The following is a 26,796-nucleotide window of genomic DNA, read 5'->3' as shown; positions in this document are numbered from 1 at the left end:
GTGGTTAGTGGTTAGAAATTATCTACTCCCTACCCCCCACTCCCTACTCCCTCACCGCCTTTGGCGTCGTTATCCTTTTATCGAACAACAAAGTTCGTCTGATTGTGGTGCAACCTGCTTGGCTATGATTAGTCGATATTGGGGCAAACGTTTCAGTCTTAATACGTTACGTAATTTAGCTCAAACAAACCGTACAGGTGCATCTTTAGTGGCTTTATCAGATGCAGCGCAAAATTTGGGCTATGATGCTCTCCCTGTACGAGCTTCTTTAAGCAAGTTAGAGTTGCATCCCCTTCCTTGGATCGCTCACTGGCAAGGGGGGATTCATTATGTGGTCGTTTGGGAAGTTAAAGGCGATCGCGTACTGATTGCCGATCCTGCTATGGGAAAGCAATGGCTCTCTCGTCAAAAGTTTGAAGAAAGTTGGACGGAATATGCTCTCCTTTTATCACCTACAGACCGTCTAAATGCAGCCCAAGACGAGAAAATCTCTTTTAGTGGGATAAAGCTTGCTTTATCGCCTCATCGCAAGCTGTTAAAGCAAATTTTCCTCACAGCAGCGTTGCTCTCAGCGATTGGAGTTTTGACGCCTATTTTTGCTCAGATAGCTCTTGACTACGCGATCCCCGGAAAAAACCTAACGAGTGTAAATGCTATTGCCGCTGGTTTATTTGTGTTGGGTATGGGGCGAATTGTTCTAAGTGCAGTCCGTCAACATCTGCTGGATTATTTTTCCAATCTGATAGATGGTACTTTGACTGGTCATTTTATTAACCACACCCTGCGATTGCCATTGCAATTTTTTGCGTCCCGTCAAGTAGGGGATATCATCTCTCGCGTTCGAGAAAACCAAAACGTCCAAGTGTTTCTTACTCGTAAAATCTTGACTACTGCCTCCGATACTTTGATGGCAGTTGTTTACTTGGGATTGATGGCATATTACAACTGGCAACTGACTCTCGTGGTGCTAGGTTCAATCCTACCTGTTGCGATCGTCACGTTAGGGGCTAGCCCGTTTCTGAAGATCGTTTCCCGTGAATTTCTTAAGAAGTGGTCTTCTCAAAGCTCTCTGTTAGTAGAAATCATCACTGGTGTTGCTACTGTCAAAACGACACTATCCGAGCAGAAATTACATCTGCGCTGGCACGAACGCTTTACAGATGCGTTAAAAGCTCGGTTGCGCGGTCAGAAACTAGTCAACGTGTTGCAATTGGCAAATAATGCGATCGCTCTTTTTTGTAGCACGTATGTATTGTGGTGTGGAGGTGCCTTGGTCATTGGTGGTTCTATGACACTCGGTCAATTTGTAGCCTTTAATATGCTCATTGATAATGCTGTCAAGCCAGTGACTGCAATAGCAAAACTGTGGGATGAATTTCAAGAGGTTATTGTTTCCGTTGAGCGTCTTAATGATGTTTTAACAACTCAGCCGGAAGAGAATTCTCACAAACCTCTGTTGGTATTGCCTCCTATTCGGGGTGATGTCCATTTTGAGAATGTGACTTTCCGTTTTAATCCCTATGAAGAACGCAACGCCTTACAAAATGTGTCCTTTAGAGTCCAAGCAGGACAAACAATCGCTATTGTGGGTTGCAGTGGTTCGGGGAAAAGCACTCTAGTTCACCTGCTTGCAGGTTTATACCGTCCTTATATGGGACGTATTTTGATTGATGGACACGATACGGCTGCTGTTTCTTCACAATCGTTAAGAAGCCAACTCGGGATAGTTTCTCAAGAATGTTTTTTATTTGCAGGGACTATTTTAGAGAATATTACCCTGTACAGTTCGGATTGGACTTTAGACCAAGTCATTACAGCGGCAAAGATGGCTGACGCCGACTCTTTTATTCAAACTCTGCCGCTTGGGTACAACTCACAAGTTGGAGAAGGAGGAATGATGCTTTCTAGCGGACAGCGACAAAAAGTAGCTATTGCTAGAGCTTTTTTGAGAAATCCTCGTATCTTAGTGTTAGATGAAGCGACTAGTTCCCTCGATGCTGAATCCGAACAGCGATTTTTAGAGAATTTAACTCGGTACAGTTGCGCCAGTAATGCTTCTAGCGGTTGCGATAAGCCGGGTACGGCTTGCGCCAAGGGCGATCGCACGACTTTGATCGTTACCCATCGTCTTTTTACCATTCGACACGCTGACAGTATCCTTGTTTTAGACCGAGGTTGTCTTGTGGAACAAGGTACTCATGATGAATTAATGTCAATTTGTGGTATTTATCACAACTTAGTTCAGCAGCAATTCCATTTGTAAACTTCCATCAATCATTGGTAAGCGTGTCATTTGTCATTTGTCACTAGTCCTCGGTCACTGTTCGCTGAATTCGTAAATCAACGCACATATTTGTGATTAGAGATATCTCAAGCAAGATAAATATTCTGACTTTGCAAGGGACAAAGATGCACGCTAGAAATTCTCAAAACAGGGCTTTTTGCGGTCTTTTGCTGCTTGTGAACTATCTGCCACGCAAAGCTAACAAATTATACCATAAGATGGTCAGGTTACAACTTCATATCTTTACTAACAGATGAAGTTATGACAAGTATTTGGTTCTAAAGTGCCAATCGTATGTTCTACTACAGAATTTTCTTTCAACAAAAAATAAACATAATAACGGCAGTAGGAGATTTTGCAGAATTGGTAAAAATCGCTATTGTGGCTTGCAGTAGTAAAGATTGTCTAAATGCTACTCGTGCTGTTATATTTTTATAAGGTTAGGAACCATAGTTAATGGGAAAACAAGATATTCAACCAAAGCTCTAAAGCGATGTTGAATGAGGGGTCTCACCCCCCAATAACTAACAAATAATAAACAAAAAGTAGGTGAAAGTATAGAAAATCAAGAGAAAAATGGAAAGAGTAAAAATAATTGATAAAATGCCATAAGAAGAGATGACATTTGTGCAAAAAAATAGTATAAATACAAATGTTACTCTTAACGCTTAGGGATGAATATTTTTTCTCTACACCCCTAAAAAGTATGCGATTTTACTTATCTCCTAATTCTTTGGTATAAAATAAGTGCATAGACTTATCAGGGAAAGAAATAGAATCAGGAGTTAGCGAAATTTGAAGAGGACAAAAATGCATCTACTAGAATCGAATGGAAACTTTTCATGCCTTTTATATGACATGAGAAAAAGGAAAGAATTGCCTGTGGCACTGCTAAGCCAAAAACACACTCGAAAAGCCAATATCAGTGTATGGGTATTCAAAGAAAAGTTGCGGGAGCTACTACCTTTTCACATAGTATCTTTTGTGCAGATGCTACTTTTTTTACACACCAATCGCTAAATTTCAGGGGTAATTAACAAATTCCGGCTTAGCAGTAAAAAGACTTGAAGAAAAAGTCAGGTTTCCGATCATCAGGACAGCGCATGAACAGAATCATCGAGTTAAATGCATCTTATATTTCAAGCCAATCAGATGTCTCACAGAAGTATTGCGATCTCGCTCCTATTGAGACCGATTTAGTATCTGGAATGGCACTCATCCATGACAAAAATATAGCTTTTGTAGAAACAGGTGTTACACTGAAAGCACTGACAAAGACTCATACCACTACGGTTAAAAGCTCTGAAACATCACTTAAGAATACGGAAAGTGAATTTGTTAGAAGGCAAAAGCCAGTATTCTCGAATGCCTCTTGCCTCCTGCCCTATCGGCTCTTTCTTGATAAAACACCTAAAACTTTTTCTCTTCTAGCTACCGTTAGGAGCATAGCTTTTTTTACAGCAGTTGTTGTTTGGTCATGGACGGGAAGGATTGAACAAGTCAGTCAAGTCCGAGGTAAAGTTGTAGCATTGGGAGAGCAATCTCAAATTCTGCCGCACCGTTTGGACACAATCGATAACACTGTTGTGACTTCAGCCGGGGAGTGGAAACCAATCGAAATCGTTGCGGAATTAAATGGGGAATTCTCGCCTGCTGAAGTTGAAGGCTCACAGCAACAGTTAGTCAATCACCAAACGCAATCGGATCGCGTGCATGGTTTAATAAACAGCTCTCGTTTGCTAGCTCACACTCGTACTGCAATTAAAGTACTAGAGACGCTAGCGACTCGGACTTCTCAAACAAGTGTCGTTAATAACAAACCAACAGATATTATCGACCTACGGCAGAATCACTGGAGCGTTTCAAAGAAAATTGTATCTGCTGCTTCGAGTGCAAAATCTACCAAAAACTTAGGTCAGTTCTATCGAAGTTAGACTTGCATTGGCTGTAACCTAATATTACAGATAACAATCGAAGTATCAAATTAAAAGCTGATTCAACAGCCAGTGCAAAAACTTCTTGGCATCTATTGCCTATTACTGAATTGATAATGTTGCTCTATCAAATCTTGCTTGTGCTTTAAAGGCAAGAGCAATTATATAGACACCCATTGAACTACAAACCACCAAAGAAGACAGATTCGTTTATTTCTATCAAAACAACAAACACTATGAACCACAGTATTTCTGGCAGTAACAATTTAGATAAGACTATCAATCCCGAACAATTTGACCAGGTTGTAGAAGCTATTCTTGCAGGTAAGTACTCTTGGGCTTGCGTTCTCATGTTGCGTTTTGCTGGCTACAATCCCCTACATTACATTCCCTATCGTACTTACAACCGTTTGCTTAAAGAGAATTCTCACGTTTCCAGAACAAATACACAATCTAACGAAAATCTGAAAATTGCTAAGCTACCTTCGGAGAAAAGAGCTACCACTCCTGTTACGCCAACAAGCTGCTTGAGTAAAATTAAAGACTTGGCTTATCTTGAAGTTGTTGGCAAGCGCAAAACTGAAGTCCGTGGTGGCAGTCAGCAGTGGTTGACTGCACAAGTTGAAAAATATCAATCTATGAAATCCGAACCTGAAGCAGAAAGCTCTCAAGATTTGTCCTTTAAAATCTGCGGATTTAAGTAAAGAATTGTTAGTGGTTAGTGGTTAGTCGTTAATGGTAGAACCACTAGCCACTAACCACTAACCACTAACCAATTTCAGTAAAGCTTACAACGTAAGATACCACACTTCTCAAAAAATTTTCCGTATTATCAACAATTTATATTTTATTGCTTTCAGATAAAAATATATAAAGTATTTACAAAAAAGTAGTTAAAATCAACAGTTGTCTGCTACGTTCAAGATACCAGTAGCACTTGATACTGTTGCAGTAAGTATCCATGGACGATGTCTCAAAAACCGCGATCGCACCAGAAGAAATTGTTAGCTTTTTAAAAAGCGAAACAAATTATAAGGAAGTCTGTCAGAATATTTTATTTCAGAGAGTCATCGATCGTGTAGCGAGAGAGAGAGGGATCGCTGTTACAACAGAAGAAATTGAAGTTGAAGCTGAGCGCCAACGTCGCCAGAAGCGTTTGGAAAAAGCCTCGGACACACTCGCATGGTTAGCCGATGAGCTGATAAGCTTTGATGACTGGGAAATTGGAATCCGGAACCGATTGTTAGCACAAAAGCTAGCTGTTGCTCTATTTTCTAAGGAAGTCGAGAAATTTTTCTCGCAAAACAGTTTGGGGTTCGAGCAAGTTATTCTCTACCAATTAGTCGTAAGCAATGAAAAACTTGCTCAAGAACTTTATTATCAAATTGAAGAAGGTGAAATTAGTTTCTATTACGCTGCTCACCTCTATGATATTGATGATAATCGCAAGCGACGATGTGGCTATGAAGGAAAGATCGCCCGTGGGGCAATTCCTACTGACATAGCTGCTATCGTCTTCAGTAAACCAACAAAGGAGTTAATAGGTCCTTTTAAGACTGAACAGGGATACCATCTTCTGATGGTGGAGGATTTGCTCCCGGCTGAACTCACAACCCAAAGATATGAAGAGATTTTGAATAGCATGTTTCAGCGATGGCTCTTGGCTGAAGTTAATTGTCTGGTTGGTTCTTCTGAAATATCACCTTAAGGGATTGACAAAATTCATATAAAAATTTAATATTCCCTTAACGATGAATATTGGTGCTACCACATCTGCTAGGTCTAGACTTACTACGGAGATTTAAGAATTTTTGTTACTTGGAGCGAAAATAAATTTTTTACCGTTTGAGAAAACTAGAGTGTCTGGGTTTCTTGAATTGAGCTAACTGGCAATTTTGAGCATAATTTCTACCGTGTGACTAGTTCTATCTTACTACTTTTGATAAATGTGTGTAAGCGTGGAAAACCTAGCATCATTTTTTCATATTCGCGAGCAATAATCTATAAAAATGTCTTATCAAATAATTTGAACCACAAATTGTAACATTTCTTATCGAATTTTAAATTCACTAAATATTATATTGATTATATGGTTATGACTGTAAATAGCGTTGGTTGATTAAAACAATAAAGTTAAGAAATAGATTTTATAGAGAACATATGAAGTTGGGAAAAACTAAGCACATAATAGCAGGATAGATTTTAAATTTTTCAAGAAACTTGAAGGGATTTTTTGAAAAAATAGAGATTTTAGGGCAAAACTATTGACAAGATGTTAGTAAATTTACTAATAAAAAGTTGTACGAGTAAACAGAGGAGTGTTTAACTTTGTTTTCAAGATTGCTTACAAGGTAGGAGTTGGTTTATAGTGAGATCGTGACGAAAGTAAGGATGGTAGTAAGGTAAACAAGGGAGAAGATAGCAACCACACCCGCTTACCCTTGCACTGAGCTATTAGGCGATAGAGCAGCAAACTATTTATAAGTGAATTTACCAAGAATTAAGTATTTTGAGATCTATAATCTCTTAGGTGAGTTCCTCTTGCTCCTATAAACTGCTAGAGCGAATGGTTGATCGCCAGACTTGGTATAGTTTCGGTCTTTGTCGGTTCCAAGGTCAAGTCATTTGCTGGTAGCTTTGCCTTGTTTATGTAGACTCAAGAGCACGCTCTGAGAATTATGAGTTGACAAGGAGCATTCCCTTGAGCAACACCGCAACATAAAAAAAACCCTATCTTATCTATGGACGCAGGAGTCATATTCCTTAAAAAGGATGCTTTCTACTTTAAAATGAACAAATCTTTACAAGTTGTAATTTATACTGCGTGGCAGCTATTCTCCATCTGCCATGTTCTCCAGAGTTAATTCCCAGTAACTGCGGAGATGGATTTATGAAGAATAGAATAACCAAGGAATGTCTCCCCAGATTCCCAGGTACTAGGGAGATTGTCCAAGGTTAATGCACATCACATAAACAACTAATTAGCTTCCCAGGGCTAATTAATTGTGCAGCGGCTAATCCACTACATCCGGATGATAGCAGCAGCTAACTTACTTTGCCCACTTTTCGTACATGATGGCAACTGGCTACAATTATGTCACACCATTCCAGTCAACAACAAGACTTCAGTAGTAGTAAATTTGTCAAAAGCAAAACTACGACAAGTCGTAGCAAGTTTTTGATAACCGTTACTGATAACCATCTATTTGGTAGCGACGCAAGCAATACGATCGGACCATTTCCGGTATAAGGTCTAGTTTTTGTTGGACGCTTGATTCTTGTGTTCATTTGTAGTCCGGAGCAAAACTAAGTACTTTTACACCGAGGTGAGGTAATGCTATCAGTTTTTTCCGAACACCTGTTGGGTGAACATATCACTCATACTTTGGGTGAGACAATTTCAGAGCAAGACATGGCAAGATGCTTGGCATTGGTAGAAATCGTTGAGCCACCAACAGCTAAGCAGTTCTGGCAAACAGGATCGGCTAACCCAGGAATATATATTGTTCTGGTAGGAAAAGTCAGATTGTTGGATAGTGATGAAAATTTGATCTCAACCCTAAGTTCGGGATCTTGTTTTGGAGAAGCAAGCCTGTTTTTAGAGGAGTTTCAGCCTTACGCGGCTAGAGCTTCAACTAATCTTAAGCTTTGTTATCTCAAGCAAGAGGTATTGCTTGCTTTAATGGACCGTTACCCCAGTATTCGCGATCGCCTCATGAAACGCGCAGAACTGTGGGATGTGGTCATGTTGTGCCATCAAAACTGGCAAGAGATGGGCAACATATCAGATGCGCCAGGAATGCTCAAAGCCTTATCGTTGTTTGAGCGGCACGATCTAGGTGACCATGAAAAAGCGACTCTACCAAAAGATTGTAAGTGTTTGGTGTTGCAGAGAGGGGAACTGCGGCATTCTAAAGGACAACTTTTAACTCCGGGTAAAATATATCCAGCCTCAGAACAAGACAGTTGGCAGATCGCGCCGCCAACAATTGCTTATATCATGAGGGATGCAAATTGGTTGCCTGCACTAGAACATTGGCCGCAATTGGTAGAGTTTGTTCATTCTCAAGAACAGAAAGGCTCTGTCAAGACCAAAAAGGAGCGTCCTAAGACCTCAAAATCAGAGCGAATCACTTCATCTAACAACGTTATTCCCTTTCCCCAACAAGATGGAGCGCCAAAGCAAAAGCAACAGCAACAGCAACAGAAAGTACGTGCATACTATCCCAGCCCCAAGGTAAAGACAGGGCAATGGTGGGGAAACCTCACCAAGAACTACCCATTTTATGCCCAACACAGCGCTTCTGACTGTGGCGCTGCTTGTCTAGTCATGATTGGTCGCTATTGGGGCAAGAACTTTAGCGTCAATCGTCTGCGCGAACTCAGTAACGCCAGCCGTGAAGGTGCATCTTTACGTGCTCTAGCAGCTACAGCAGAAAGCGTTGGCTTTGCGACTCGTCCGGTAAAAGCCAGTTTTGACAAACTGGCAGAACAACCCTTACCAGCAGTGGCTCATTGGGAAGGCTACCATTACATTGTCATCTATAAAATTACCAAAAAACAGGTGATTGTAGGCGATCCTGCGGTCGGTCAACGTGCCTTCACCCACGCAGAGTTTAAAGAGGGATGGACCGGCTATGCGTTGCTACTACAACCTACAGTAGACTTGAAAAATGCTGAAGAAGCAACTCACTCTTTGGAGGAGTTTTTTGAACTGGTCAAACCCCATTGGCGAGTTCTGCTTGAGGTATTTTTCGCCTCGCTCCTAATTCAGCTATTTGGACTCGTAACGCCAATATTTTCTCAGCTACTTTTTGACAAAGTGATTATACAAGGCAGTGTTGTCACTTTAAACGCTGTCTGTTTCGGAATGGTCATTTTTAGTATATTCGGCATCCTGATTAACGCCGTGCGGCAATATTTACTGTCTCATACTGCCAACCGCATTAGTGTTGCGCTACTGGTGGGTTTTCTCAAACATACCTTCCGCTTGCCCCTAGGCTTCTTTGAGTCGCGTTACGTTGGAGATATCACATCTCGGATTCAGGAAAACCAGAAAATACAGCGTTTCCTCACTGGTGAGACACTGTCGATCGTTTTAGATTTACTGACATTATTTATTTACCTAGGAGTCATGCTCTCTTATAGCTGGAGCCTGACATTAGTCGTGCTGTTAGTTATACCACCATTTTTTATCCTGGCATTTGGAAGTACGGGCATATTGCGCCGGATGTCCAGAGAGATTTTTAATGCAGGGGCTGAAAGCAGCAGTTACCTAATTCAATCCCTGACAGGAATTCGTTCTATCCGCTCAATGGCAGTTGAGCAGACGGTGCGCTGGCGTTGGGAAGAACTTTTAAATAATGTGGTGAAAAAAGGCTTTACAGCACAGGTAATTGGCATTCGGTTGCAAGTTATTGGTGGCGGTATCGACACCTTAACAAGCACCATGTTGCTATGGTACGGAGCTTGGTTGGTCATTAACCAAGAACTTACCATTGGACAGTTAATTGCCTTTAATATGTTGAAAGGTCATGTCATTAGCCCCTTCAAACGACTCTCCTTAGTTTGGAACCAACTGCAAGAAATTTTTATTTCTGTAGAAAGGCTTAATGATGTCTTAAAAACGGCACCAGAAGAAGATTTGCTCTCCTCACCCCGCAAGCCCATACGGAAACTTAAAGGTAACATTCGCTTTGACAACGTCACTTTCCGCTACCACCCAGAAAGCGATATTAATGTTCTGGAAAATCTTAGTTTTGAAATTAAACCCGAGCAAATGGTGGCAGTCGTAGGGCGTAGCGGTTCTGGGAAAACAACCCTGTCAAAGTTGATTTTGGGTCTTTATCCTGCGACAAGCGGTAAAGTGTTGATTGATGGTCATGACATCAGTAGTATTTCTTTGCGATCGCTTCGTTCCCAAGTTGGGATTGTAGACCAGAGTAATTTCTTGTTTGGCGGTACTATTCGCGAAAATATTAGTATTGCTCATCCAGATGCCTCTATAGAGGAAGTCACGGAAGCAGCACGTCTGGCTGGTGCAGATGAATTTATTCAGCGATTACCATTGGGTTACGAAACAGAGATTGGTGAGGGTGGCGGTTTGTTGTCGGGAGGACAACGTCAGCGTGTTGCCATCGCCCGTGCTTTGCTTGGCAATCCACGATTGTTGGTTTTTGATGAAGCTACCAGTAACCTGGATGCTGAATCCGAACGCATTATTCAGAACAACCTCAAGACAATACTCAAAGGGCGTACTAGCTTGGTGATTGCCCATCGCCTTTCCACTGTACGCAAGGCAGACCTAATTTTGGTACTCGACCATGGTGTCTTAGTTGAAAGCGGTACTCACGACGAGTTGATCGCCAAACAAGGACATTATTACTACCTCAATCAACAACAGCTATCACAAGCAGGGTGATTCATTTCTCCCATCCCCCATCTTCTCATCTCCCTATTTGGAGATAACACTATGCCTATTTCATCTCACAATTCATCTTCTGCAGTTCCCAAGCAAGAAGCGGAGGAGTATAAAAACTACCTCGCTCCGCAAAAAGACCCCGAACCGACTGACTTAAATCATCAAGCAGACGCAAAGAATGAACTAGAAGATTGGCATTACGGCACTGAAGAGTTACTAGATGCCCTACCACGCCCCTGGACGCGTTCTTTACTGTACGTGTTGCTGGGGTTTTGTATCGCTGTCGTGCCTTGGTCAATGGTTTCAAAAATTGACGAAACAGGTAGTGCCAGAGGACGTTTAGAACCAAAGGGTTCAACACAAAAATTGGATAGTCCAGCACAGGGTACTGTTAATTTTGTTAGGGTCAAAGAAGGTGAGAACGTCACAATCGGACAGGTTTTGTTGGAGTTGGACTCAGAGGTCTTGAAAACTGAACTGGATCAGGTTCAAGAGAAATTGCAAGGGCTACAAAATCAAAAGGCGAATCTTGATATCCTTCGGAATCAATTAAAGCTCTCTGTCCGCACCCAGCAGCAACAAAATCAAGCACAAGAATTGGCAAAGCTTTCTCAAATCGAGCAGGCTAAGCAAAACTTGAATGCCCTAAAAACTGCTTATAACATCCAGAAAGAAGAAAAATTAGCGCAAGTCAATCAAACACAGCAAGCTTTAAATTCAAGTATTGCAGATCGTAAGTTAGCACGAGTTCGTCTCCAAGCTTCTCAAGAAAAAGTCCCACGCTATAAAAAAGCCTTTGAAGAAGGGGTTTTGGCACAAGACCGCTTTAACGAGGTCGAACAAGCAGCGAAGGAAAATTACGAACGTTTGATACAAGCTGAAACAGCAATTAACCAAGCACAGGAGAGCCTTAAAGAAGAACAAAGCAGTTATCAAAAAACTCTTCATCAAGCTAAGTCTGATATTCAGCAAGCGGAACTTCGCTTACAGCAAGAACAACGCAGTTATGAAAGCCTTATCCATACAGGAAAACTGGCAAATCTCAAGACTGAGGAGCAACTTAAAGAGTTACAAACACAAATTAATACTCTCCAATCGGAAATCGCTCAAACTAAGACCCAGATTACATCTTTAAAAATTCAAATGCGCCAAAGACAGGTGCGATCGCCAATCAATGGTGTCATTTTCGATCTGCCAATTACGAAACCAGGAGCCGTGGTGCAACCCGGTCAAAGAATTGCTCAGATTGCTCCCAAGGATGCTGGCTTAGTCCTTAAAGCAAGTATACCTATCCAGGAGAGCGGTTTGTTGAAACTTGGGATGCCTGTGAAAGTCAAGTTTGACGCCTTTCCTTTCCAAGAGTATGGCATCGTGTCAGGAAAACTAAGTTGGATATCTCCAGATTCAAAAGTGACTGAAACACCACAAGGCAATATAGAAAGCTTTGAGTTAGAAGTCTCTCTGGAGAAGTCTTATGTCCAAAATAGGGATAAACGTATTTTATTATCTCCCGGTCAAACAGCAAATGCTGAAATCGTTCTTCGCCAACGGCGGGTTATTGACTTGGTTCTAGATCCATTTAAGCAACTGCAAAAGGGCGGCTTAGATTTTTAATCAACTATCAAAGTTAGTGGTTAGTGGTTAGTGGTTAGTGGTTAGCAAATAATAAATTGTATATTTTTTAACAACTAGCAACTAACATCCTCCAATCTAATATTTTAGAAGGGACTACCTAATGTTAAACACTCTCAATATTTCTGCTGAGGACATAATTCGCAACATTCAACTTTCTTGCGAAATCCCAGAAGTTTTGGAAGCTATAGCCAAACAACAAATTATTGCACAGACTGCTTCTGAAGCAGGCATAACAGTTTCGGAAGAAGAATTACAGCAAGAAGGAGATAATCTGCGACTAGAAAAAAAACTCGTCACAGCTAAAGACACTTGGACATGGTTAAAAAAACATCATCTGACTTTACACGATTTTGAAGCAATAGCCCGTAATAACGTTCTTTCAAGGAAATTGGCGGCTCATTTGTTTGGCAAACAAGTTGAAAAGTACTTTTATGAGCACTACTTGGATTACGTTACGACTGCCATTTATGAAGTCATTCTTGACGATCGTGATTTAGCCCTGGAACTGTTTTATGCCTTGCAAGAAGGTGAAATTACTTTTCAAGAAATCGCACGCCAGTACATTCAAGATCCAGAACTCCGTTGCGCTGGCGGATATAAAGGAATTCAAACCCGTAAAGATTTACGACCGGAAATTGCTGCTGCTGTATTTGCTGCCAAGCCTCCACAAACGATCAAGCCAATTGTGACTTCTAAAGGAGTATATTTAATTTGGGTAGAGGAAATTATTCAACCCGAATTAGATGAGAACCTACACGAAAAGATCCGGCAAGAATTGTTTTCTCTTTGGTTAAAACAACAAATTGAAACCATGGAACTGGTGCCTCAGCTAATTGATACCAGTCCTGAACGGTCTGAAGAGCTACGGAAGCAGGCTTAACGCCGTTTTTTACTAAATACAAAAACTCTCCAAAAGGAGAAAAATTGTTTTTGCCAAGAATGATTGAACTAAAAGTCATTTTTTCAGATATTTGATTGCTAACCGTTGCTCTTCTATAGGAATCATAAATGAATGATTTGTCAAAAATTTTACGTTTGTAGGGTGGGTTATGCCCACCTAAAGCTTTATGTGGTCAGCATTTCCCTTCCTAAGTGTGGTTGAAAAATCAAATAGGAGTCCTATATTACTAATTTTTATTAAATAAAGAATAGCGAAGTGTCTTTGTGACAATTTCTCCCTAGCTAAAACATAAAAATATTATTTCTCGGTCAATATAAAAATGCTTATATTGACCGTATTCTCGTGTTAATTAATATTGCTTAAATAAGTAAATAATGTATTAAAAAAATAAGCTTTTAATTGATTGATATATAAGCAAATTTTATCGAAAAATAAGCCAAAACATATTGCGTTTTAAATTGAATCTTGTATAGTAGAAATGTGAGCAAAAACAAACCGCTCACAAAAACAAATTCCCAAACACAAAACATTTAATTCCCAGGAGAAAACCAATGATTATTTCCGATCTACAATTCATCCAAGCTGCTAACGAAGTTGCTGTTGTTGGTGGTGGAAGATTCGATTACAAGAAAGACCTAGACATCAAAGTAGATTCCAATGTTGACCTCGACTTCGACAGCAACACCGACATCAAGTTCGATAAGTACACCAATATCAAGTCTGATGTAGACCTCGACGGTAACTCAGCTACTTTCGTATTCGACGCTGAAGCTATCGGATCTGACACCGACTCTGAAGTTGTTATCTCCGCTCTGGCTGTTGAAGGTAAGCTGTCCAGCTTGGCTGGTTCCGTAGTTGTTGCTGCTGACTAATAGCACAACCCTGAGAGTTACCCCAAATGATATAGTTTGGGGTAACTTCTAGAAACCTAGATGCCTAGGGTAATATTCATTAAGGCATTCATGAAAAGTTGGCTTTTTGTGTTTAGGCACGAGGAGCCAACTTTTTGTGTAAATTACCCTATAAGTTAAGAGTGGGGAGTGTGAAGAAGTTACGCGTTGAGATGCACACAATTAGTACAAGGAAGAGAGACTATGATAATTTCCGATCTAGATTATTTAGAAACCGTGTCTGAAACATTGTCTGAAAATGTGAGTGGTGGTCGTCGCGCCGCTAATGCATGGACTCAATTTTCGGCATTGGCTGTTGGTCAGAACACACAGACAAGCGCTGTTACTAACCTTTTTGCATACAGTGGAAATCAAGGTTCTTATGCAACCAGTAGCACTGTAGTTAGTTCAGCAGCATCTGGCAATAACACCGTCTCTTCCGCTACTGCTGTTTCCAGTGCTTCTGTGTCTTAAGACATTGTCGATCGCTCGCGATTCATCTTTATGTAATTGCAGTGTCTTTAATAGTTTAGATATGAGGAGAAAATTCAAATGGTTTTTAGAAGAGGAACAGACCAAGCTGACAACATAGTTGGTACAGCTGAAGCGGATGAAATATTTGGTCGTAAGGGTAATGACATCTTAACTGGATTGGGCGGAGCTGACCTAATCCGAGGAGACGAAGGCAACGACAGAATCTCTGGTGACAGTGCAGTCAATCTTACTAACCCTAACAGCACCTCCGAAAGCTCTAGTGATGGTGCTGACATCCTCTCTGGGGGTGATGGCAACGACCTAATCGCAGGTGGTGGTGGCGACGACATCCTGAATGGTGATAATGGGATTGATGACCTGTACGGAGGATCGGGAAATGACCTTCTCAACGGTGGTAATGGGGACGATCTCTTAGATGGAGGAAATGGAGATGATACCCTACTAGACCCCTTCGGCGGTAACCTGCTCCTTGGGGGAGCAGGAAATGACTACCTAGACAGCGGTTTTGGTGAAGACATACTTGATGGTGGTACGGGCAATGACACTCTTAATGGAGGCGGTGGTAACGATCTACTCTACGGAGCCACTGGAGATGACCAGCTTGCCGGTGGGCTAGATAATGACCTCCTCGCCGGAGAGAGCGGCAATGATAATCTTGATGGCGACCTTGGGAACGATACAATTTACGGAGACCGGGATACCGGAGGCGGAGCTGATGGCAATGACACTATCAGTGCAGGTCCTGGCGATGACATTGTTTATGCAGGCGGTGGCTCCGATGTCATCACAGGGGGTGCGGGCAATGACTACCTTGATGGCGGTGATATTATTTTGAGCCTTGCACTCAGAGACCTTGGTGGAAATGACAATATCTCAGGAGGCGACGGTAATGATACCCTTGTTGGAGGTCGAGGTAACGACATCCTGAATGGTGGCGGTCAAGCAGGTTCATTCGATATATTAGTCGGCGGTCTCTTCGTCGATCAAAATGGCGACGGTAAGGCAGAGAGCTATGGTACCGACGGTAATCCAGATACCTTCGTGCTAGGAAGTGCAAATGGTAATTTCTATGCTGGTGGTGTCGGTACTCCCGTTACTATCGGAGGTAACGTCATATTAGGCCTTAACGATCGCGCCGATATTTTCACATTCCAGAATGGCAGCGATAAAATCCAAGTAAATAACCCAAGTGGTATAGGTTCATTCAGATCCGGCACAGATACATTTCTGACGGTACAAGTTACTGGCGGCTTGGAGGTTATTGCCAGGGTGGTTGGGTTGCAACAACCCTTTGCAGCAGGAACGTTTATTGGTCCCACTCCTAGCTAGAGGTGTATAAAGACTGGTGTAGTCGAATCTTTTAAGAATAGCTCTTCTCTATAAAGAACTTGTCTTGGGACCTACCATATTAATCAAGAAGTTGTATCAGGGTCCTACCATATTAATTTTTTTAAAGCCCAAATCTGAAAATTGATTTTTACAGAAACAGAATATTGTAATTAAATATTAAATAATCTATGAAAATTCTGAAAGTTCAATTTAAAATAAATCATTAAATAGCGATTTTTTTAGATTGAATTATTTAATTTATAGAAAGGTTATATCTGTCTAAAAGGAGGCAATATCATGTCTAACAACGAACAAATTTTACCTTTCTTTGCCCGTTATTTGGAAGGACAATTCTGTGAAGACTTGTCTGAAGAGGAAATGGATGCCGTTCATGGTGGTTATCGGTTAGCACACCCCACCCGTCCGAAAAAAGATGAAATATTTACGACTTTAAAGTATCCCTCGGATAATGAAGAGGGCGGTGATTTTGTCACTAAAAAATATCCATCGGATACAGACGAATATGCTGTTACATTAAAGTATCCATCTGATGGCGACGATGAAATTCTCGCCGTAGAGGCTGTAGAGGCTGTAGATACTCCTACCATAGAATAAAATTGCTTATGCACCTGTCATGTGACATTGTTCTATTAATTACCCACAGTGGTGATTTTTTCACAGTGGATAGAGTAGGGGAAGCGCTATCCAAGAAGGGCGCACAACCAGTTCGCCTAGACACTGATAAGTTTCCAATGTTCGTACAACTTAAAGCTCAGTTAAACAACTTTGGGAGCTATCACAGGTTGGAATACAACAACCGCTCCATTAGCACAAAGCAGGTGCATGCAGTTTGGATGCGTCGCATATGGCAACCTCAGATTGACAAAGGAATAGCTCCACAGTTCCAAGCAGCTTGTGTAAAAGAATCACTAGCTGCCTTAGATGGCTTTTTGGATAGTCTCAGAGAAGCTCGTTGGGTAGATAATTTAGAGCGGATTAACTTTGCAGAAAACAAATTGCGACAATTGAAAGTTGCAAGTGAAGTCGGCTTGGCCATTCCTGAAACTCTTGTTTCAAATAATGCTGAGGAAGTACGAGAGTTTTTTTACAAGTTGGAAGGGAAAATCATAACCAAGTTATTAACTCCTTTATCCATAAGTATGAAAGGCTCTCCTTTCTTCATGTATACTAGTGCAGTTCAAGAACAAGATTTACTGGATGCCGAAACATTACGTTATTGCCCGATGGTTTTTCAAGAAAAAATTCCCAAGTACAAAGAACTACGGGTTGTTTATGTAAATGGCAATATATTTGTAGGAGCACTAGATGCATCTGTTTACGCAGACTCTACCCTTGATTGGCGATGTGCTAATTCAGAAGCTTGTGTATGGCAACCTCACGAACTCCCTGATGAAGTAACCCATCGCATCAAAGCCTTCATGACTCACTTTGGTCTTGTGTTTGGAGCCTTTGATTTTATTCAAACTCCATCAGGAGAATACGTATTTTTAGAGGTGAATCCTACAGGAGAGTGGGGAATGCTGGAGCGGGATTTGAATTACCCCATTTCCAGTGCGATCGCTGATGCTTTAGTTGATAATTCTAGCAGTTTTGACCTAAATGAATCATGCCCTTTGTAGGGGCGCAATGCCTTGCGCCCCTACGAGTTATTAATATTACAAACAAATTTAAAATGTCAGTTTTAATCATTACTCACAGTCAAGACAATGAAAGTATTCCTCTGGTCATGAATGCCATTACAGACAAAGGAGGAAAAGCTTTTCGTTTTGATACAGACAAATTTCCCACGGAAGTACAGCTAGATGTATATTACAGTAAAGGATGCGAAAAACTCATTCTCACTACTGACTCACAAAAGCTAGACTTGAGCGAAATCTCTGCTGTTTGGTATCGACGCATTGCTATTGGGTCAAGAATTCCTGGTAAAATGGAGCCACAACTTAGACAAGCTTCTATTCAGGAATCCCGCGCAACAATTATGGGGATGATTGCCAGCATTAAAGGATTCCACCTCGATTTCTTACCCAATATTCGGTTTGCTGAAAACAAGCAACTGCAGTTACAAGTAGCGCGAGAGTTAGGTTTAGATACCCCACGGACTTTAATAACCAACAATCCAAAAGCTGTCAAGCAATTTGCCTCTGAATGCGAACAAGGCATAATTGCGAAAATGCTTTCTTCCTTTGCCATCTACGACAAGGAAGGGCAGGAACAAGTTGTTTTTACAAACCCAGTGAAAGATGCCGATCTAGAAAATCTAGATGGGTTGCGTTTCTGTCCCATGACATTTCAGGAAAAATTGCCTAAGGCATTGGAATTGCGGACAACAATTGTAGGGCAACGTGTATTTACAGCTGCAGTTGACTCGCAATGCAATCCAAAGGCTACATACGATTGGCGACGGCAAGGTGTTGCTTTAATCAATGCTTGGAAAGCTTACAATTTGCCACAAGATATCGAGAGAAAACTTCTCCAACTTATGGCTTATTTTGGCTTAAACTACGGAGCAATTGATATTATTTTGACACCAGACGGTCGCCATGTCTTCCTGGAAGTTAATCCTGTTGGCGAATTCTTTTGGCTAGAATGCTACTCTAACTTGCCTATTTCTCAGGCAATTGCAGAAGTTCTGCTTTCTTCCGCCCATACTATGCGATCGCATTTACCGATTGAAGACAGGGTGCCAAGCCTTAATAACTATTTTTCTCGCCAACAAGCAAGCTAAGATTTTATCTTGACTCTTAGCTGGTTGTGCCAACCCAAGCATAACACTAGAGGAAAGTAAAAGCAAAAAGACTCAGAAGTTCAACCACTAATTGAACTTTAGAGTACATTTCAATCAAATGATGTTTCACGGTTTTATATCCACTATGATTATTTCTGATTTAAGTCATCTGAACACCATTTTTGAAGATACTGCCATTATGGGTGGTACTGGACTCCTAGTCACTGTCGAAGGAACGGCTGAGGGTGAATCAACTGACGTTAGTGCAAGCACTACAGCCTCTATTAAAGAATTACCTCACGATGGTTTTATAGCTCATAGTCGGAGTTTTATTGTGGTAGTAGCTTCCGATCCAGTTGATGCTACAGCTACAGTTAATGTTTCTGGGGAAGCCGAAGCTACAAAAACTGTCATCAAGAGTCATACCCGTTCTGTTGACAGTGGTTCTGATGCTATAGCCTTCGGTCATATTATTGTACACGCCATTACCCCCCCTTCTCCAAACTAGAAACTCAATTCCGATACAGAGTATGCCTGTCGTGTTGGGTGCATCACTACGATTACAAATTAGACATCTCCAAAAAAGAGTATGGAGAATCAGTCTATTCTGCCGAAATTCGCACTCATGCCGTGGATTTTCGAGAAGACTTAGATGCTGAATTAATTCCTATACAGTTACCAGAATTAATTGAAAAATAATGTTTGGCAATAGCAAAAGCATTTCTGCTAGATTGAACTGCTATTAATTGACGTGTTAAGGCAAATAATGAATATATTTTTTTAGAAGCAAATCCCAGTCCAATGTTTATTCATTTTGAAAATAAAACTGGCTTCCCTACTACACAAAATTTATTAAACATCTTGATGAATTAACGTCAGATTTATCACGGGATTATGTTAGCCTGAAATAAAAAGCAAACATTCTTTTAGAAGATGTTTGATAATACCAAAAAATTGACGTAATTAAATCAACCAGTATAGACACATGGAAAGCAACAAAAAATCTGACCATCAAATGGAAATTAACGACCTAATCGATCTTGCCATTACTAATGCAGCGATACGAAGAGGGTTAGTCGAAGAAGGTTGTTTAAGTTTATCTGATGACGAAGCTGGAAAAATTGTAGGTGGTTTAAAAGTTAGCAGAGATATAGAAGCTTTAGATAAAAAGAATCCAGAAGTTACAGTAGCAGGGTTTAAGCCAATTATTTGCCCACCACCCGTGATAGTTGTTGGACTGATTGCACAGGATTACGATCAAATTGCTTAATATTTAGCCTTCAAGTGTTAAAGATGCTCCTTCAACAGAGGCTAAATTAATGGAAGACACTGTTCCCAAACAAACAACCCTTTGTCCTAGTGCTAGACCTGAATCGGCGGATGGTGCTGTCTTTGGCATAGTCGGTGGAACGGCGACGGCACCCCGTGTAGCCTATCTCAAACAACCCCTGCCCGTTACAAACGAACTAATGGCAAAGGCTGGCTCAGTTACACCTGCTGAAATTTTTCGGACTGCAGCATCGTGCGTGGAATCAGGTTGTCAGCATTTTGATGGCAAAGACTGTCGTTTATCAATGCGAATTGTCGAAAAATTGCCTGCTGTAGTAGAAGAACTACCAGCCTGTTCTATCCGCCGAAATTGTCGCTGGTGGCAGCAAGAAGGCAAGGCAGCTTGTATGCGATGTCCGCAAATTGTCACAGATAACTATTCTTCATCCGAACAGTTACGTCAAGCAGCAGATCCTTCTGTTTATTTCCAAACTTGATGTATTGGAGTAAAACCTCATTCAATACTGCTCGGATGAAATTGTAGGTTGGGTAGAGCGCATAAGTGTTACCCAACAAATGCTGATAAATGTTGGGTTTCGTTCCTCAACCCAACCTACGTTCGATTTGAGTTTTTAGCAAAACCTACGTAGTCTTGAAACCTCATTCAACTGCACTCTTTCAGAAAGTACCATTTAAGGAGGTAGTCATCATCATGTCAATAGAAATCTTTGAAAAAGTCAAAGACTTCCTTATCAAACTAGTGAAAGACGAAGGTTTCCGCACCCAACTTATGAGTGAGAAAGCGGAAGAAGTTAAAAAAGCTTTAGAAAGTGGTGGCTATAACTTTTCTCAACAAGAATTTGAAACAGCCGCCATTACAATACTAGAGTTAAAAGAATTAGGTGAGTTTCACGAACTTAGTGAAGAAGAATTAGTAGGAGCTTTTGGTGGTATTTCACGCATCAAAGATAGCGTTATTCAGCCAATGTACGGCGTTATTTACTGGCCTCCCAAAGGCTATCCGAAACCAATACCGATTGACCCACAACCAATGTATGGCATAGTAATCGATCCAGTTTTACAACCAATGTATGGAGTCGTTGAGCCATTAGAACTAGAATAGGCTTGGTTAATTGTCATTGGTCAATTTTCATTGGTCATTGGTCAATTGTCCTTAATAAATCTAATGACAAACGACAAACGACTAATGACAAACGACTAATGACAAACGACAAATGACAAATGACAAATATTTATTATGACATATCATCGCAAAAGTTATGCAGTTTGGGAAATTACTTTAAAGTGCAATCTAGCTTGTAGCCATTGTGGTTCCCGCGCTGGAAATGCACGCTCTGAAGAACTTTCCACCGAGGAAGCTTTGGATCTTGTCAGGCAAATGGCAGAAGTTGGGATTAAAGAAGTTACCCTCATCGGTGGTGAAGCATTTTTGCGTCCAGATTGGCTGGAAATTGCCAAAGCGATTAACGAGGCAGGTATGTTATGTGGTATGACTACTGGCGGCTATGGGATTTCATTGGAAACTGCGGGTAAAATGAAGGCAGCAGGAATTCGCACTGTTTCTGTTTCCATTGACGGCTTAGAAGAAACACACGATCGCCTGCGGGGAAGAAAAGGCTCTTGGAAATACGCTTTTAAAACCATGAGTCATTTACGAGAAGTTGGTATTGCTTTTGGTTGCAACACCCAAATAAACCGTTTGTCAGCGCCTGAGTTTCCGTGTATCTATGAGTGCATTCGTGATGCTGGTGCTCGTGCGTGGCAAATTCAACTCACCGTCCCGATGGGTCATGCAGCTGATAATGCGGACATCCTCCTCCAACCCCATGAACTACTGGATATCTACCCCATGCTAGCCCGTGTCGCCCGTCGCGCCTACCAAGAAGGAGTTCAACTCCAGGCGGGAAATAACATCGGTTACTACGGTCCTTACGAACGGCTGTTACGGGGACGGGGACGCGAGCATGAATTCTCATTTTGGCAAGGTTGCGGTGCTGGGCTTTCCACTTTGGGAATTGAAGCCGACGGAGCAATCAAAGGTTGTCCCTCGTTACCTACTACAGCCTACACAGGTGGTCATATTCGAGAGCGTTCTTTGTATGATATTATTGAGAACTCAGAACAATTGCGTTTAAATTTGGGAGCAGGAACGCCTGAAGGCACAAAACATCTCTGGGGTTTCTGCAGAACTTGTGAATACGCTGAGCTTTGCCGTGGCGGTTGCAGTTGGACTGCCCATGTTTTCTTTGACCGCAGAGGTAACAATCCTTACTGTCATCATCGCGCTCTTGTTCATGAAGAACGAGGTTTAAGAGAGCGTGTTATTCCCAAAGTGAGGGCGCAAGGACTACCCTTTGATAATGGTACCTTTGAGCTAATTGTGGAGCCTATAAATACTCCCTTACCAGAAAACGATCCACTAAAATTTAGTGCCGATCGCATTCAGTGGTCTGAAAGTTGGCAGAACAAACCCGAAGTTTCTTACTCATTAGCGAAGGAATAGCTCGTGGCAGAAAATTCAGAAAATACCAAAATTCAAGAGAAAAAAACTGACGTTGATTCATCCCAAGATGAATTAAAGAAAATTCCCCTGCTTCCTCGTTCAGCTTGGAATAGGCAATTAACCTATTTGAAAGAACTTTTTAAAGCAAAGCAAGCCTTAGATAAAACAGAACAAATTCATAGGAATTCTAAGAATTTCAAATAATTCTTGCCTTGCGTTGTAGGTGTTTCGCCTCTAAATCTCACTGAATGTAAAATTTTCATAAATGAGGGCTTTAGATATAAATTCTTTAAAGTTTGATAGAATAATTATCAAAATTATGTAAAAATAAATAAGTAACAAAACCTGAAAATTTTAGAGGACTATTTCTACTATGGTTATCTCTGATTTAAGCTATTTAGATAGCGTATCTGAAGACGATGTCATTCTCGGAAGTGCTGGAGCTTTAATTGGTGCTTCAGCTATTGCTTCTGGTAACGATACTGCAACCCAAGCTGTAACTAGAGCTTATACTGTGAACTTCGGTCGCGGGGGTTCTCTAGCAGTCGCAGTCGGTTACGCTAACGCTAGAGGATATGGAGATAATGCGAGTGCCTTCACTGATGTTTCTGGAGATGCTGACGGAGATATCGAGATTGTTAAAGGTAGAAATTATTCCGTTAAGACAGGTTATGGGGCTTACGCTGGAAGTGTTGGTGTGGCAATAGCAATCTCTATTCTTTAGAGAAATGCACGTTATTATGTCATATCTTAACAAGGTGTAGAGCGCAAATTTTCAGAGTGGCTATTTGAACGTATTGCCAATGCGATTGCTGGCGTTTCCTGACTATCAAAAAACTGTGCGTTCGCGAAGCGCAAGCTGTACCCAGCTTATCGCACTGACATTGTCTGAACAGGGTATCAAGCCTCAGTAGATGTTTTTAATTCTATAGAGGATTCTAAAGGTTTTTCTTTGCATCTACCTTTTAATACAAAGATAATAACAACACCTGAGGCAAGTAAAGCCAGAATACTCGAAGGTTCCGGTGCTGTAACTCTAGCCTGATTTCTCTTAATTTCTACTACCGCTAAAACTGAATCTTGAGTTATATAGCGTTCTAGAAAACCTGTAATAAAAGCTGAAGCAGTTTTTTTCTTGCCTTGTAATTTAGCCCTATAGTGAGTTTCCAAATCCATGTAGGCAACATTTTCACTGTAATCAACTGCAATGAAATCACTCTTTCCAAAAGAGTTTAAATTTCCCATAATGCTGAAAAAATCCAAGACACGCTTTTGAGTTGTGTCAACCAAGGTAAACAATACATCTCCAGATGCTCTTGCATTTTCTCCAGGAGGAGATTCTATTTCTGTTTCAAGATATAGATCGGCTGCAAAGTCAAAAGAGAAAGTTGTGTTTGCCTTGACATTGAAGAACCCACGAACTGTAGTCGTACTTTCTGCTAGTCCCAAATAATTTACAGTGTCACCTAAGGCTTCACTTAAAGATGAACTAGATGCAAATGGTGGTTCCACTATAAAAGTTGCCTGTGCGTCAGCAAAAGCAAGTACAGAACCCTCTTTGGAAAGGGTGAGGGTGTCCGTTTTAGCTTCAGTCTCAGTTAAAAAGGGTGTGTGGTTAAAGTTGAGATAGACTGACTCGCCTTGAGACCTTGCAAAGGTAGCTGCTTCACTAGGTGATGCTGCTAATAGAGAGCTGGCGAGCGCAGGCATAGCAAGCAGCAAAAAGCGCTTTACATTTTGTAAATATGTCTTCTTCATGTAATCCTCCTCAATACTTTTATAAGGAGCGTTTGTATGTTGTTAGGTGTTACCGTTTTGGATTTTAGATTTTAGATTTTGGATTGGGAAAACTTTGTTTGGATTTCTTTTCACCCAACAATCTGTCTTATTCTTTTTTCCAATGGGTATTTTGAATTAATCTAAAAGTTGACAACCTCAACTTGTAAGCCAAGGAAAATTCCTAGCTCATTCCAGCGTGTTGCCAAAAAGTTCTTCGACTAAGGAAGAATACTTATGCCAATCTTCTGTCTAGTAAAAGATTGCTTTAAATACGTACCTTTACGGGTGGATTTGAACTTACGTAACTATACTACTGTGCTTAAATCTACGAGCGTATAAATTTTTTATGTGACACCGTCAAGGTTGTACAAAAATTAAATAACGAGATTTTAATTGAATTGTCAACTTACGTTAAAGAATGCTTTTTTGAGGGGAGCATCCCAACTGCGATATGAAGATAACATTAAATTTTGCCCCGATACTTACGATTTCATTCCCAAAGCTTAATTCTATAAAATTTTATAGAAAATTTAGTATAAAGATTGAATTTTTGGTGAAGACATCTTGACAAAAAAAATTGTACGTATCAAATTTCTAAAATGATGGATGATTGCTGAGACAAAAATAATATGCAGATTGATGTAATTGACGATTTTGAAACATTTAAGAAAATCAGAGAAAATTGGGATTCTGTGTATGCTGCCGATCCTCAGGCTCAATTCTTCTTATCCTGGGTATGGCTATCTGGGTGGTTGCTGAGGGTGCGCGAGCAGTGGTTTATATTAGCTGCGAAACCAGATACCCACGATTCATCCTATATTGCATTTTTCCCTCTGAAAATTGTACTAGAACAGCAGGATGGCGGTGGCTTTTACACTGAACTCTACATGGCAGGAAATAGCGTGGCAGATTACACGGGAATGATTTGCCAGCCCGGTTATGAAGAAGAGGTGATTCCTGCTTTTGCAGCTTACATCCAGCAGCAGTTAGAATGGTCTAGTTTCAATGTACAAAACATTCTCGAAACAGATACACGGATGTATCCGTTTTTGAGGAGTTTCCCTGGAGAGAGTTTTGAGTTTACTCAACACCGCATTCAAAATAAGGGAGATGATACTGATAATTATATTGCCCCTTATATTTCATTAACAGATGACTGGGAACAATATTTGCAAAACTACCTCAGTGCCAATACGCGCCAAAAAATCAGGCGCTTTTTAAGGAAAATAGACAACTCGTCAGAGTTTTCGATTGCCCATGTGAACGCAGACAATCTGGAGTCTCATATTGATATACTACTTAAGTTCTGGAAGTCCACATGGGGAGAAAAAAAAGGGAATACGTGTGACATAATCATGAGTGTCATTCGCGCTAATTTACGTCATGCTTTTGAACATAACTGTCTGTATTTTCCAGTTCTATGGCAAGGGGACAGACCTTTAGGAGCGATCGCGAACTTTGTTGATGCTCAGCAAAAAACCATGTTATTTCTCATTGCAGGTCGCGATCAAACCTTTAACAATCCCCCCCCTGGACTTATTCTCCATGCTGATGCGATCCGATATGCTATCCAAAATGGATTTAAAGTTTATGACTTTTTAAGGGGGAATGAGGAATATAAATATTCTTTTGGAGTTAAAGAGCGCCGCATTCAGCATATCATAGTCAAATACAAAAATTGTCAGAAGAAAAAATTGGATATCAGGGTTCTTCCTTTAGCCTTTCAACTCACTGTTCAGGCTCATCGAGCAAATCAACTCACCAAAGCCGAGCAGGGATACCGTCAGATTCTGGAAGTTGAGTCAAATCACCTAGAAGCACTTTATGGACTCGGAGTCTTGATGAGGCAAAAAGGTGAATACCAAATTGCCGAGAATCTGTTTAAAAACCTGCTTCAGGTTCAGCCAAATTCTCTCAAGGCTTTATTTAGTTTGGGGAACTTATATCAAACTCAAGGTCAGTTATCCGAAGCGATAGAAACTTACAATCAAGTCATAGCTCTACAGCCGGATGCGATCGCCGCATATAATAACAAGGGCTACGCTCTACAACAACTAGGTCAATGGGAAGAAGCGATCGCCTGCTATCAAAAAGCGCTAGAACTAGAGCCTGACTGCATTGAAGCCGAGGTTAACAAAGCGAATGCACTTCATGCTCAGAAAAAGCTTTCCCCAGACAAACAAGCTCATTATGCCGTGCTGAACAATGATTTAGGCAACAAGTGTAAACATCTAGGAGATTTTAAGACTGCGATCGCCTACTATCAGCAGTCCATCTCTATGAATCCAGACTTGGCAGAAGCTAAATATAATTTGGATCTGGTGCTGCAAGAACAAAAGACCTCTGACTTACTGACTGTGTCCAATTAACAATATTTTTGAAAAAACATTAAGACACATAGATTTTGAGGGGCGCAAGGTCACCGCGCCCCTACTCATGGCTCCGTTGCAAACATTCTTATCTCAAGCAGGTTGAGTTAGTGGTTGGTTGTTAGTTGTTGGTTGTTAGTGGTTGGTTGTTAGTTGTTGGTTGTTAGTTGTTAAAAAATTTCCCCTCACTCCCCTACTCCCTACCCCCTACCCGCTAGCA

At 40.9% G+C, this 26,796-nt stretch carries 23 protein-coding genes; 22 read left to right on the top strand and 1 reads right to left on the bottom strand.

From position 1 onward, the window contains the following. The 21 genes from F7734_RS48015 to F7734_RS47915 form a co-directional block, all read left to right on the top strand. On the top strand, positions 1-2,263 hold a 2,263-nt coding region (locus F7734_RS48015; protein WP_155751405.1), incomplete at its 5' end, for a peptidase domain-containing ABC transporter. Positions 2,264-3,387: 1,124 nt separating this feature from the next. Further along, complete coding sequence (locus F7734_RS48010) at positions 3,388-4,218, top strand: hypothetical protein (protein ID WP_155751404.1); 831 nt, start codon at positions 3,388-3,390, stop codon at positions 4,216-4,218. A gap of 236 nt (positions 4,219-4,454) precedes the next feature. After that, positions 4,455-4,922, top strand: coding sequence for a HetP family heterocyst commitment protein (locus F7734_RS48005; RefSeq protein ID WP_155751403.1), 468 nt, complete (start codon positions 4,455-4,457; stop codon positions 4,920-4,922). Between the two features lie 257 nt (positions 4,923-5,179). Beyond that, positions 5,180-5,926 carry a peptidylprolyl isomerase gene (locus F7734_RS48000; protein WP_155751402.1) on the top strand — a complete coding sequence of 249 codons (747 nt, stop codon included), beginning with the start codon at positions 5,180-5,182 and terminating at the stop codon, positions 5,924-5,926. Positions 5,927-7,552: 1,626 nt separating this feature from the next. Beyond that, complete coding sequence (locus F7734_RS47995; RefSeq protein ID WP_155751401.1) at positions 7,553-10,639, top strand: peptidase domain-containing ABC transporter; 3,087 nt, start codon at positions 7,553-7,555, stop codon at positions 10,637-10,639. A gap of 51 nt (positions 10,640-10,690) precedes the next feature. Further along, entirely contained in the window at positions 10,691-12,253 is a 1,563-nt protein-coding gene (locus tag F7734_RS47990) for an HlyD family efflux transporter periplasmic adaptor subunit (protein ID WP_155751400.1), read from the top strand. A gap of 121 nt (positions 12,254-12,374) precedes the next feature. After that, a complete protein-coding gene (locus F7734_RS47985) occupies positions 12,375-13,154 on the top strand; it encodes a peptidylprolyl isomerase (protein ID WP_155751399.1) in 780 nt (259 codons plus the stop codon). Positions 13,155-13,726: 572 nt separating this feature from the next. After that, on the top strand, positions 13,727-14,047 hold the full coding sequence (locus tag F7734_RS47980; RefSeq protein WP_155751398.1) for a hypothetical protein: 321 nt from the start codon (positions 13,727-13,729) through the stop codon (positions 14,045-14,047). A gap of 222 nt (positions 14,048-14,269) precedes the next feature. Beyond that, positions 14,270-14,539 (top strand): hypothetical protein, encoded by a 270-nt coding sequence (locus tag F7734_RS47975; RefSeq protein WP_155751397.1) that lies wholly within the window; start codon positions 14,270-14,272, stop codon positions 14,537-14,539. Positions 14,540-14,617: 78 nt separating this feature from the next. Continuing rightward, the gene (locus tag F7734_RS47970; RefSeq protein ID WP_155751396.1) at positions 14,618-15,889 is read left to right on the top strand and encodes a calcium-binding protein; all 1,272 of its coding nucleotides are present in this window, start codon (positions 14,618-14,620) and stop codon (positions 15,887-15,889) included. Between the two features lie 297 nt (positions 15,890-16,186). Continuing rightward, the gene (locus F7734_RS47965; RefSeq protein WP_155751395.1) at positions 16,187-16,504 is read left to right on the top strand and encodes a microviridin/marinostatin family tricyclic proteinase inhibitor; all 318 of its coding nucleotides are present in this window, start codon (positions 16,187-16,189) and stop codon (positions 16,502-16,504) included. A gap of 8 nt (positions 16,505-16,512) precedes the next feature. Then, complete coding sequence (locus F7734_RS47960) at positions 16,513-17,529, top strand: MvdC family ATP-grasp ribosomal peptide maturase (protein ID WP_155751394.1); 1,017 nt, start codon at positions 16,513-16,515, stop codon at positions 17,527-17,529. A gap of 53 nt (positions 17,530-17,582) precedes the next feature. After that, positions 17,583-18,635, top strand: coding sequence for an MvdD family ATP-grasp ribosomal peptide maturase (locus tag F7734_RS47955; RefSeq protein WP_155751393.1), 1,053 nt, complete (start codon positions 17,583-17,585; stop codon positions 18,633-18,635). 145 nt (positions 18,636-18,780) lie between these two features. Beyond that, entirely contained in the window at positions 18,781-19,143 is a 363-nt protein-coding gene (locus F7734_RS47950; protein WP_155751392.1) for a hypothetical protein, read from the top strand. Between the two features lie 38 nt (positions 19,144-19,181). Further along, entirely contained in the window at positions 19,182-19,334 is a 153-nt protein-coding gene (locus F7734_RS62535; protein WP_207714385.1) for a hypothetical protein, read from the top strand. 286 nt (positions 19,335-19,620) lie between these two features. Further along, positions 19,621-19,905 (top strand): hypothetical protein, encoded by a 285-nt coding sequence (locus F7734_RS47940; protein ID WP_155751391.1) that lies wholly within the window; start codon positions 19,621-19,623, stop codon positions 19,903-19,905. A gap of 49 nt (positions 19,906-19,954) precedes the next feature. Next, complete coding sequence (locus F7734_RS47935) at positions 19,955-20,401, top strand: nitrogen fixation protein (RefSeq protein ID WP_155751390.1); 447 nt, start codon at positions 19,955-19,957, stop codon at positions 20,399-20,401. A gap of 215 nt (positions 20,402-20,616) precedes the next feature. Continuing rightward, on the top strand, positions 20,617-21,027 hold the full coding sequence (locus F7734_RS47930) for a Nif11-like leader peptide family RiPP precursor (RefSeq protein ID WP_155751389.1): 411 nt from the start codon (positions 20,617-20,619) through the stop codon (positions 21,025-21,027). A 135-nt stretch (positions 21,028-21,162) separates the two neighbouring features. Next, positions 21,163-22,428, top strand: coding sequence for a nif11-class peptide radical SAM maturase 3 (locus tag F7734_RS47925; RefSeq protein ID WP_155751388.1), 1,266 nt, complete (start codon positions 21,163-21,165; stop codon positions 22,426-22,428). A 3-nt stretch (positions 22,429-22,431) separates the two neighbouring features. Next, on the top strand, positions 22,432-22,632 hold the full coding sequence (locus F7734_RS47920; protein ID WP_155751387.1) for a hypothetical protein: 201 nt from the start codon (positions 22,432-22,434) through the stop codon (positions 22,630-22,632). A 169-nt stretch (positions 22,633-22,801) separates the two neighbouring features. Beyond that, on the top strand, positions 22,802-23,152 hold the full coding sequence (locus F7734_RS47915) for a hypothetical protein (protein WP_155751386.1): 351 nt from the start codon (positions 22,802-22,804) through the stop codon (positions 23,150-23,152). 176 nt (positions 23,153-23,328) lie between these two features. Here the strand turns inward: F7734_RS47915 and F7734_RS47910 are convergent, their stop codons facing one another. After that, positions 23,329-24,186: a PEP-CTERM sorting domain-containing protein gene (locus tag F7734_RS47910; RefSeq protein ID WP_155751385.1), complete on the bottom strand. Its 858-nt coding sequence runs from the start codon at positions 24,184-24,186 to the stop codon at positions 23,329-23,331. 650 nt (positions 24,187-24,836) lie between these two features. Between F7734_RS47910 and F7734_RS47905 the strand changes: the two genes are divergently transcribed. Continuing rightward, positions 24,837-26,576 (top strand): GNAT family N-acetyltransferase, encoded by a 1,740-nt coding sequence (locus F7734_RS47905; RefSeq protein ID WP_155751384.1) that lies wholly within the window; start codon positions 24,837-24,839, stop codon positions 26,574-26,576. Positions 26,577-26,796 lie beyond the last annotated feature (220 nt).

This window comes from Scytonema sp. UIC 10036 (assembly GCF_009725235.1).
The sequence above is the reverse complement of the archived record's forward strand: the minus strand, read 5'-3'. Positions and strand labels throughout refer to the sequence as shown.

Bases quoted from the DNA above. Each gene is read 5' to 3' on its own strand.
- F7734_RS48005 (WP_155751403.1), top strand. From the start codon at position 4,455: ATGAACCACAGTATTTCTGGCAGTAACAATTTAGATAAGACTATCAAT.
- F7734_RS47960 (WP_155751394.1), top strand. From the start codon at position 16,513: ATGCACCTGTCATGTGACATTGTTCTATTAATTACCCACAGTGGTGAT.
- F7734_RS47985 (WP_155751399.1), top strand. From the start codon at position 12,375: ATGTTAAACACTCTCAATATTTCTGCTGAGGACATAATTCGCAACATT.
- F7734_RS47925 (WP_155751388.1), top strand. From the start codon at position 21,163: ATGACATATCATCGCAAAAGTTATGCAGTTTGGGAAATTACTTTAAAG.
- F7734_RS47905 (WP_155751384.1), top strand. From the start codon at position 24,837: ATGCAGATTGATGTAATTGACGATTTTGAAACATTTAAGAAAATCAGA.
- F7734_RS47975 (WP_155751397.1), top strand. From the start codon at position 14,270: ATGATAATTTCCGATCTAGATTATTTAGAAACCGTGTCTGAAACATTG.
- F7734_RS47935 (WP_155751390.1), top strand. From the start codon at position 19,955: ATGGAAGACACTGTTCCCAAACAAACAACCCTTTGTCCTAGTGCTAGA.
- F7734_RS47980 (WP_155751398.1), top strand. From the start codon at position 13,727: ATGATTATTTCCGATCTACAATTCATCCAAGCTGCTAACGAAGTTGCT.
- F7734_RS47950 (WP_155751392.1), top strand. From the start codon at position 18,781: ATGATTATTTCTGATTTAAGTCATCTGAACACCATTTTTGAAGATACT.
- F7734_RS47910 (WP_155751385.1), bottom strand. From the start codon at position 24,186: ATGAAGAAGACATATTTACAAAATGTAAAGCGCTTTTTGCTGCTTGCT.
- F7734_RS47915 (WP_155751386.1), top strand. From the start codon at position 22,802: ATGGTTATCTCTGATTTAAGCTATTTAGATAGCGTATCTGAAGACGAT.
- F7734_RS48000 (WP_155751402.1), top strand. From the start codon at position 5,180: ATGGACGATGTCTCAAAAACCGCGATCGCACCAGAAGAAATTGTTAGC.
- F7734_RS47990 (WP_155751400.1), top strand. From the start codon at position 10,691: ATGCCTATTTCATCTCACAATTCATCTTCTGCAGTTCCCAAGCAAGAA.
- F7734_RS48010 (WP_155751404.1), top strand. From the start codon at position 3,388: ATGAACAGAATCATCGAGTTAAATGCATCTTATATTTCAAGCCAATCA.
- F7734_RS47965 (WP_155751395.1), top strand. From the start codon at position 16,187: ATGTCTAACAACGAACAAATTTTACCTTTCTTTGCCCGTTATTTGGAA.
- F7734_RS47940 (WP_155751391.1), top strand. From the start codon at position 19,621: ATGGAAAGCAACAAAAAATCTGACCATCAAATGGAAATTAACGACCTA.
- F7734_RS47970 (WP_155751396.1), top strand. From the start codon at position 14,618: ATGGTTTTTAGAAGAGGAACAGACCAAGCTGACAACATAGTTGGTACA.
- F7734_RS47995 (WP_155751401.1), top strand. From the start codon at position 7,553: ATGCTATCAGTTTTTTCCGAACACCTGTTGGGTGAACATATCACTCAT.
- F7734_RS47955 (WP_155751393.1), top strand. From the start codon at position 17,583: ATGTCAGTTTTAATCATTACTCACAGTCAAGACAATGAAAGTATTCCT.
- F7734_RS47930 (WP_155751389.1), top strand. From the start codon at position 20,617: ATGTCAATAGAAATCTTTGAAAAAGTCAAAGACTTCCTTATCAAACTA.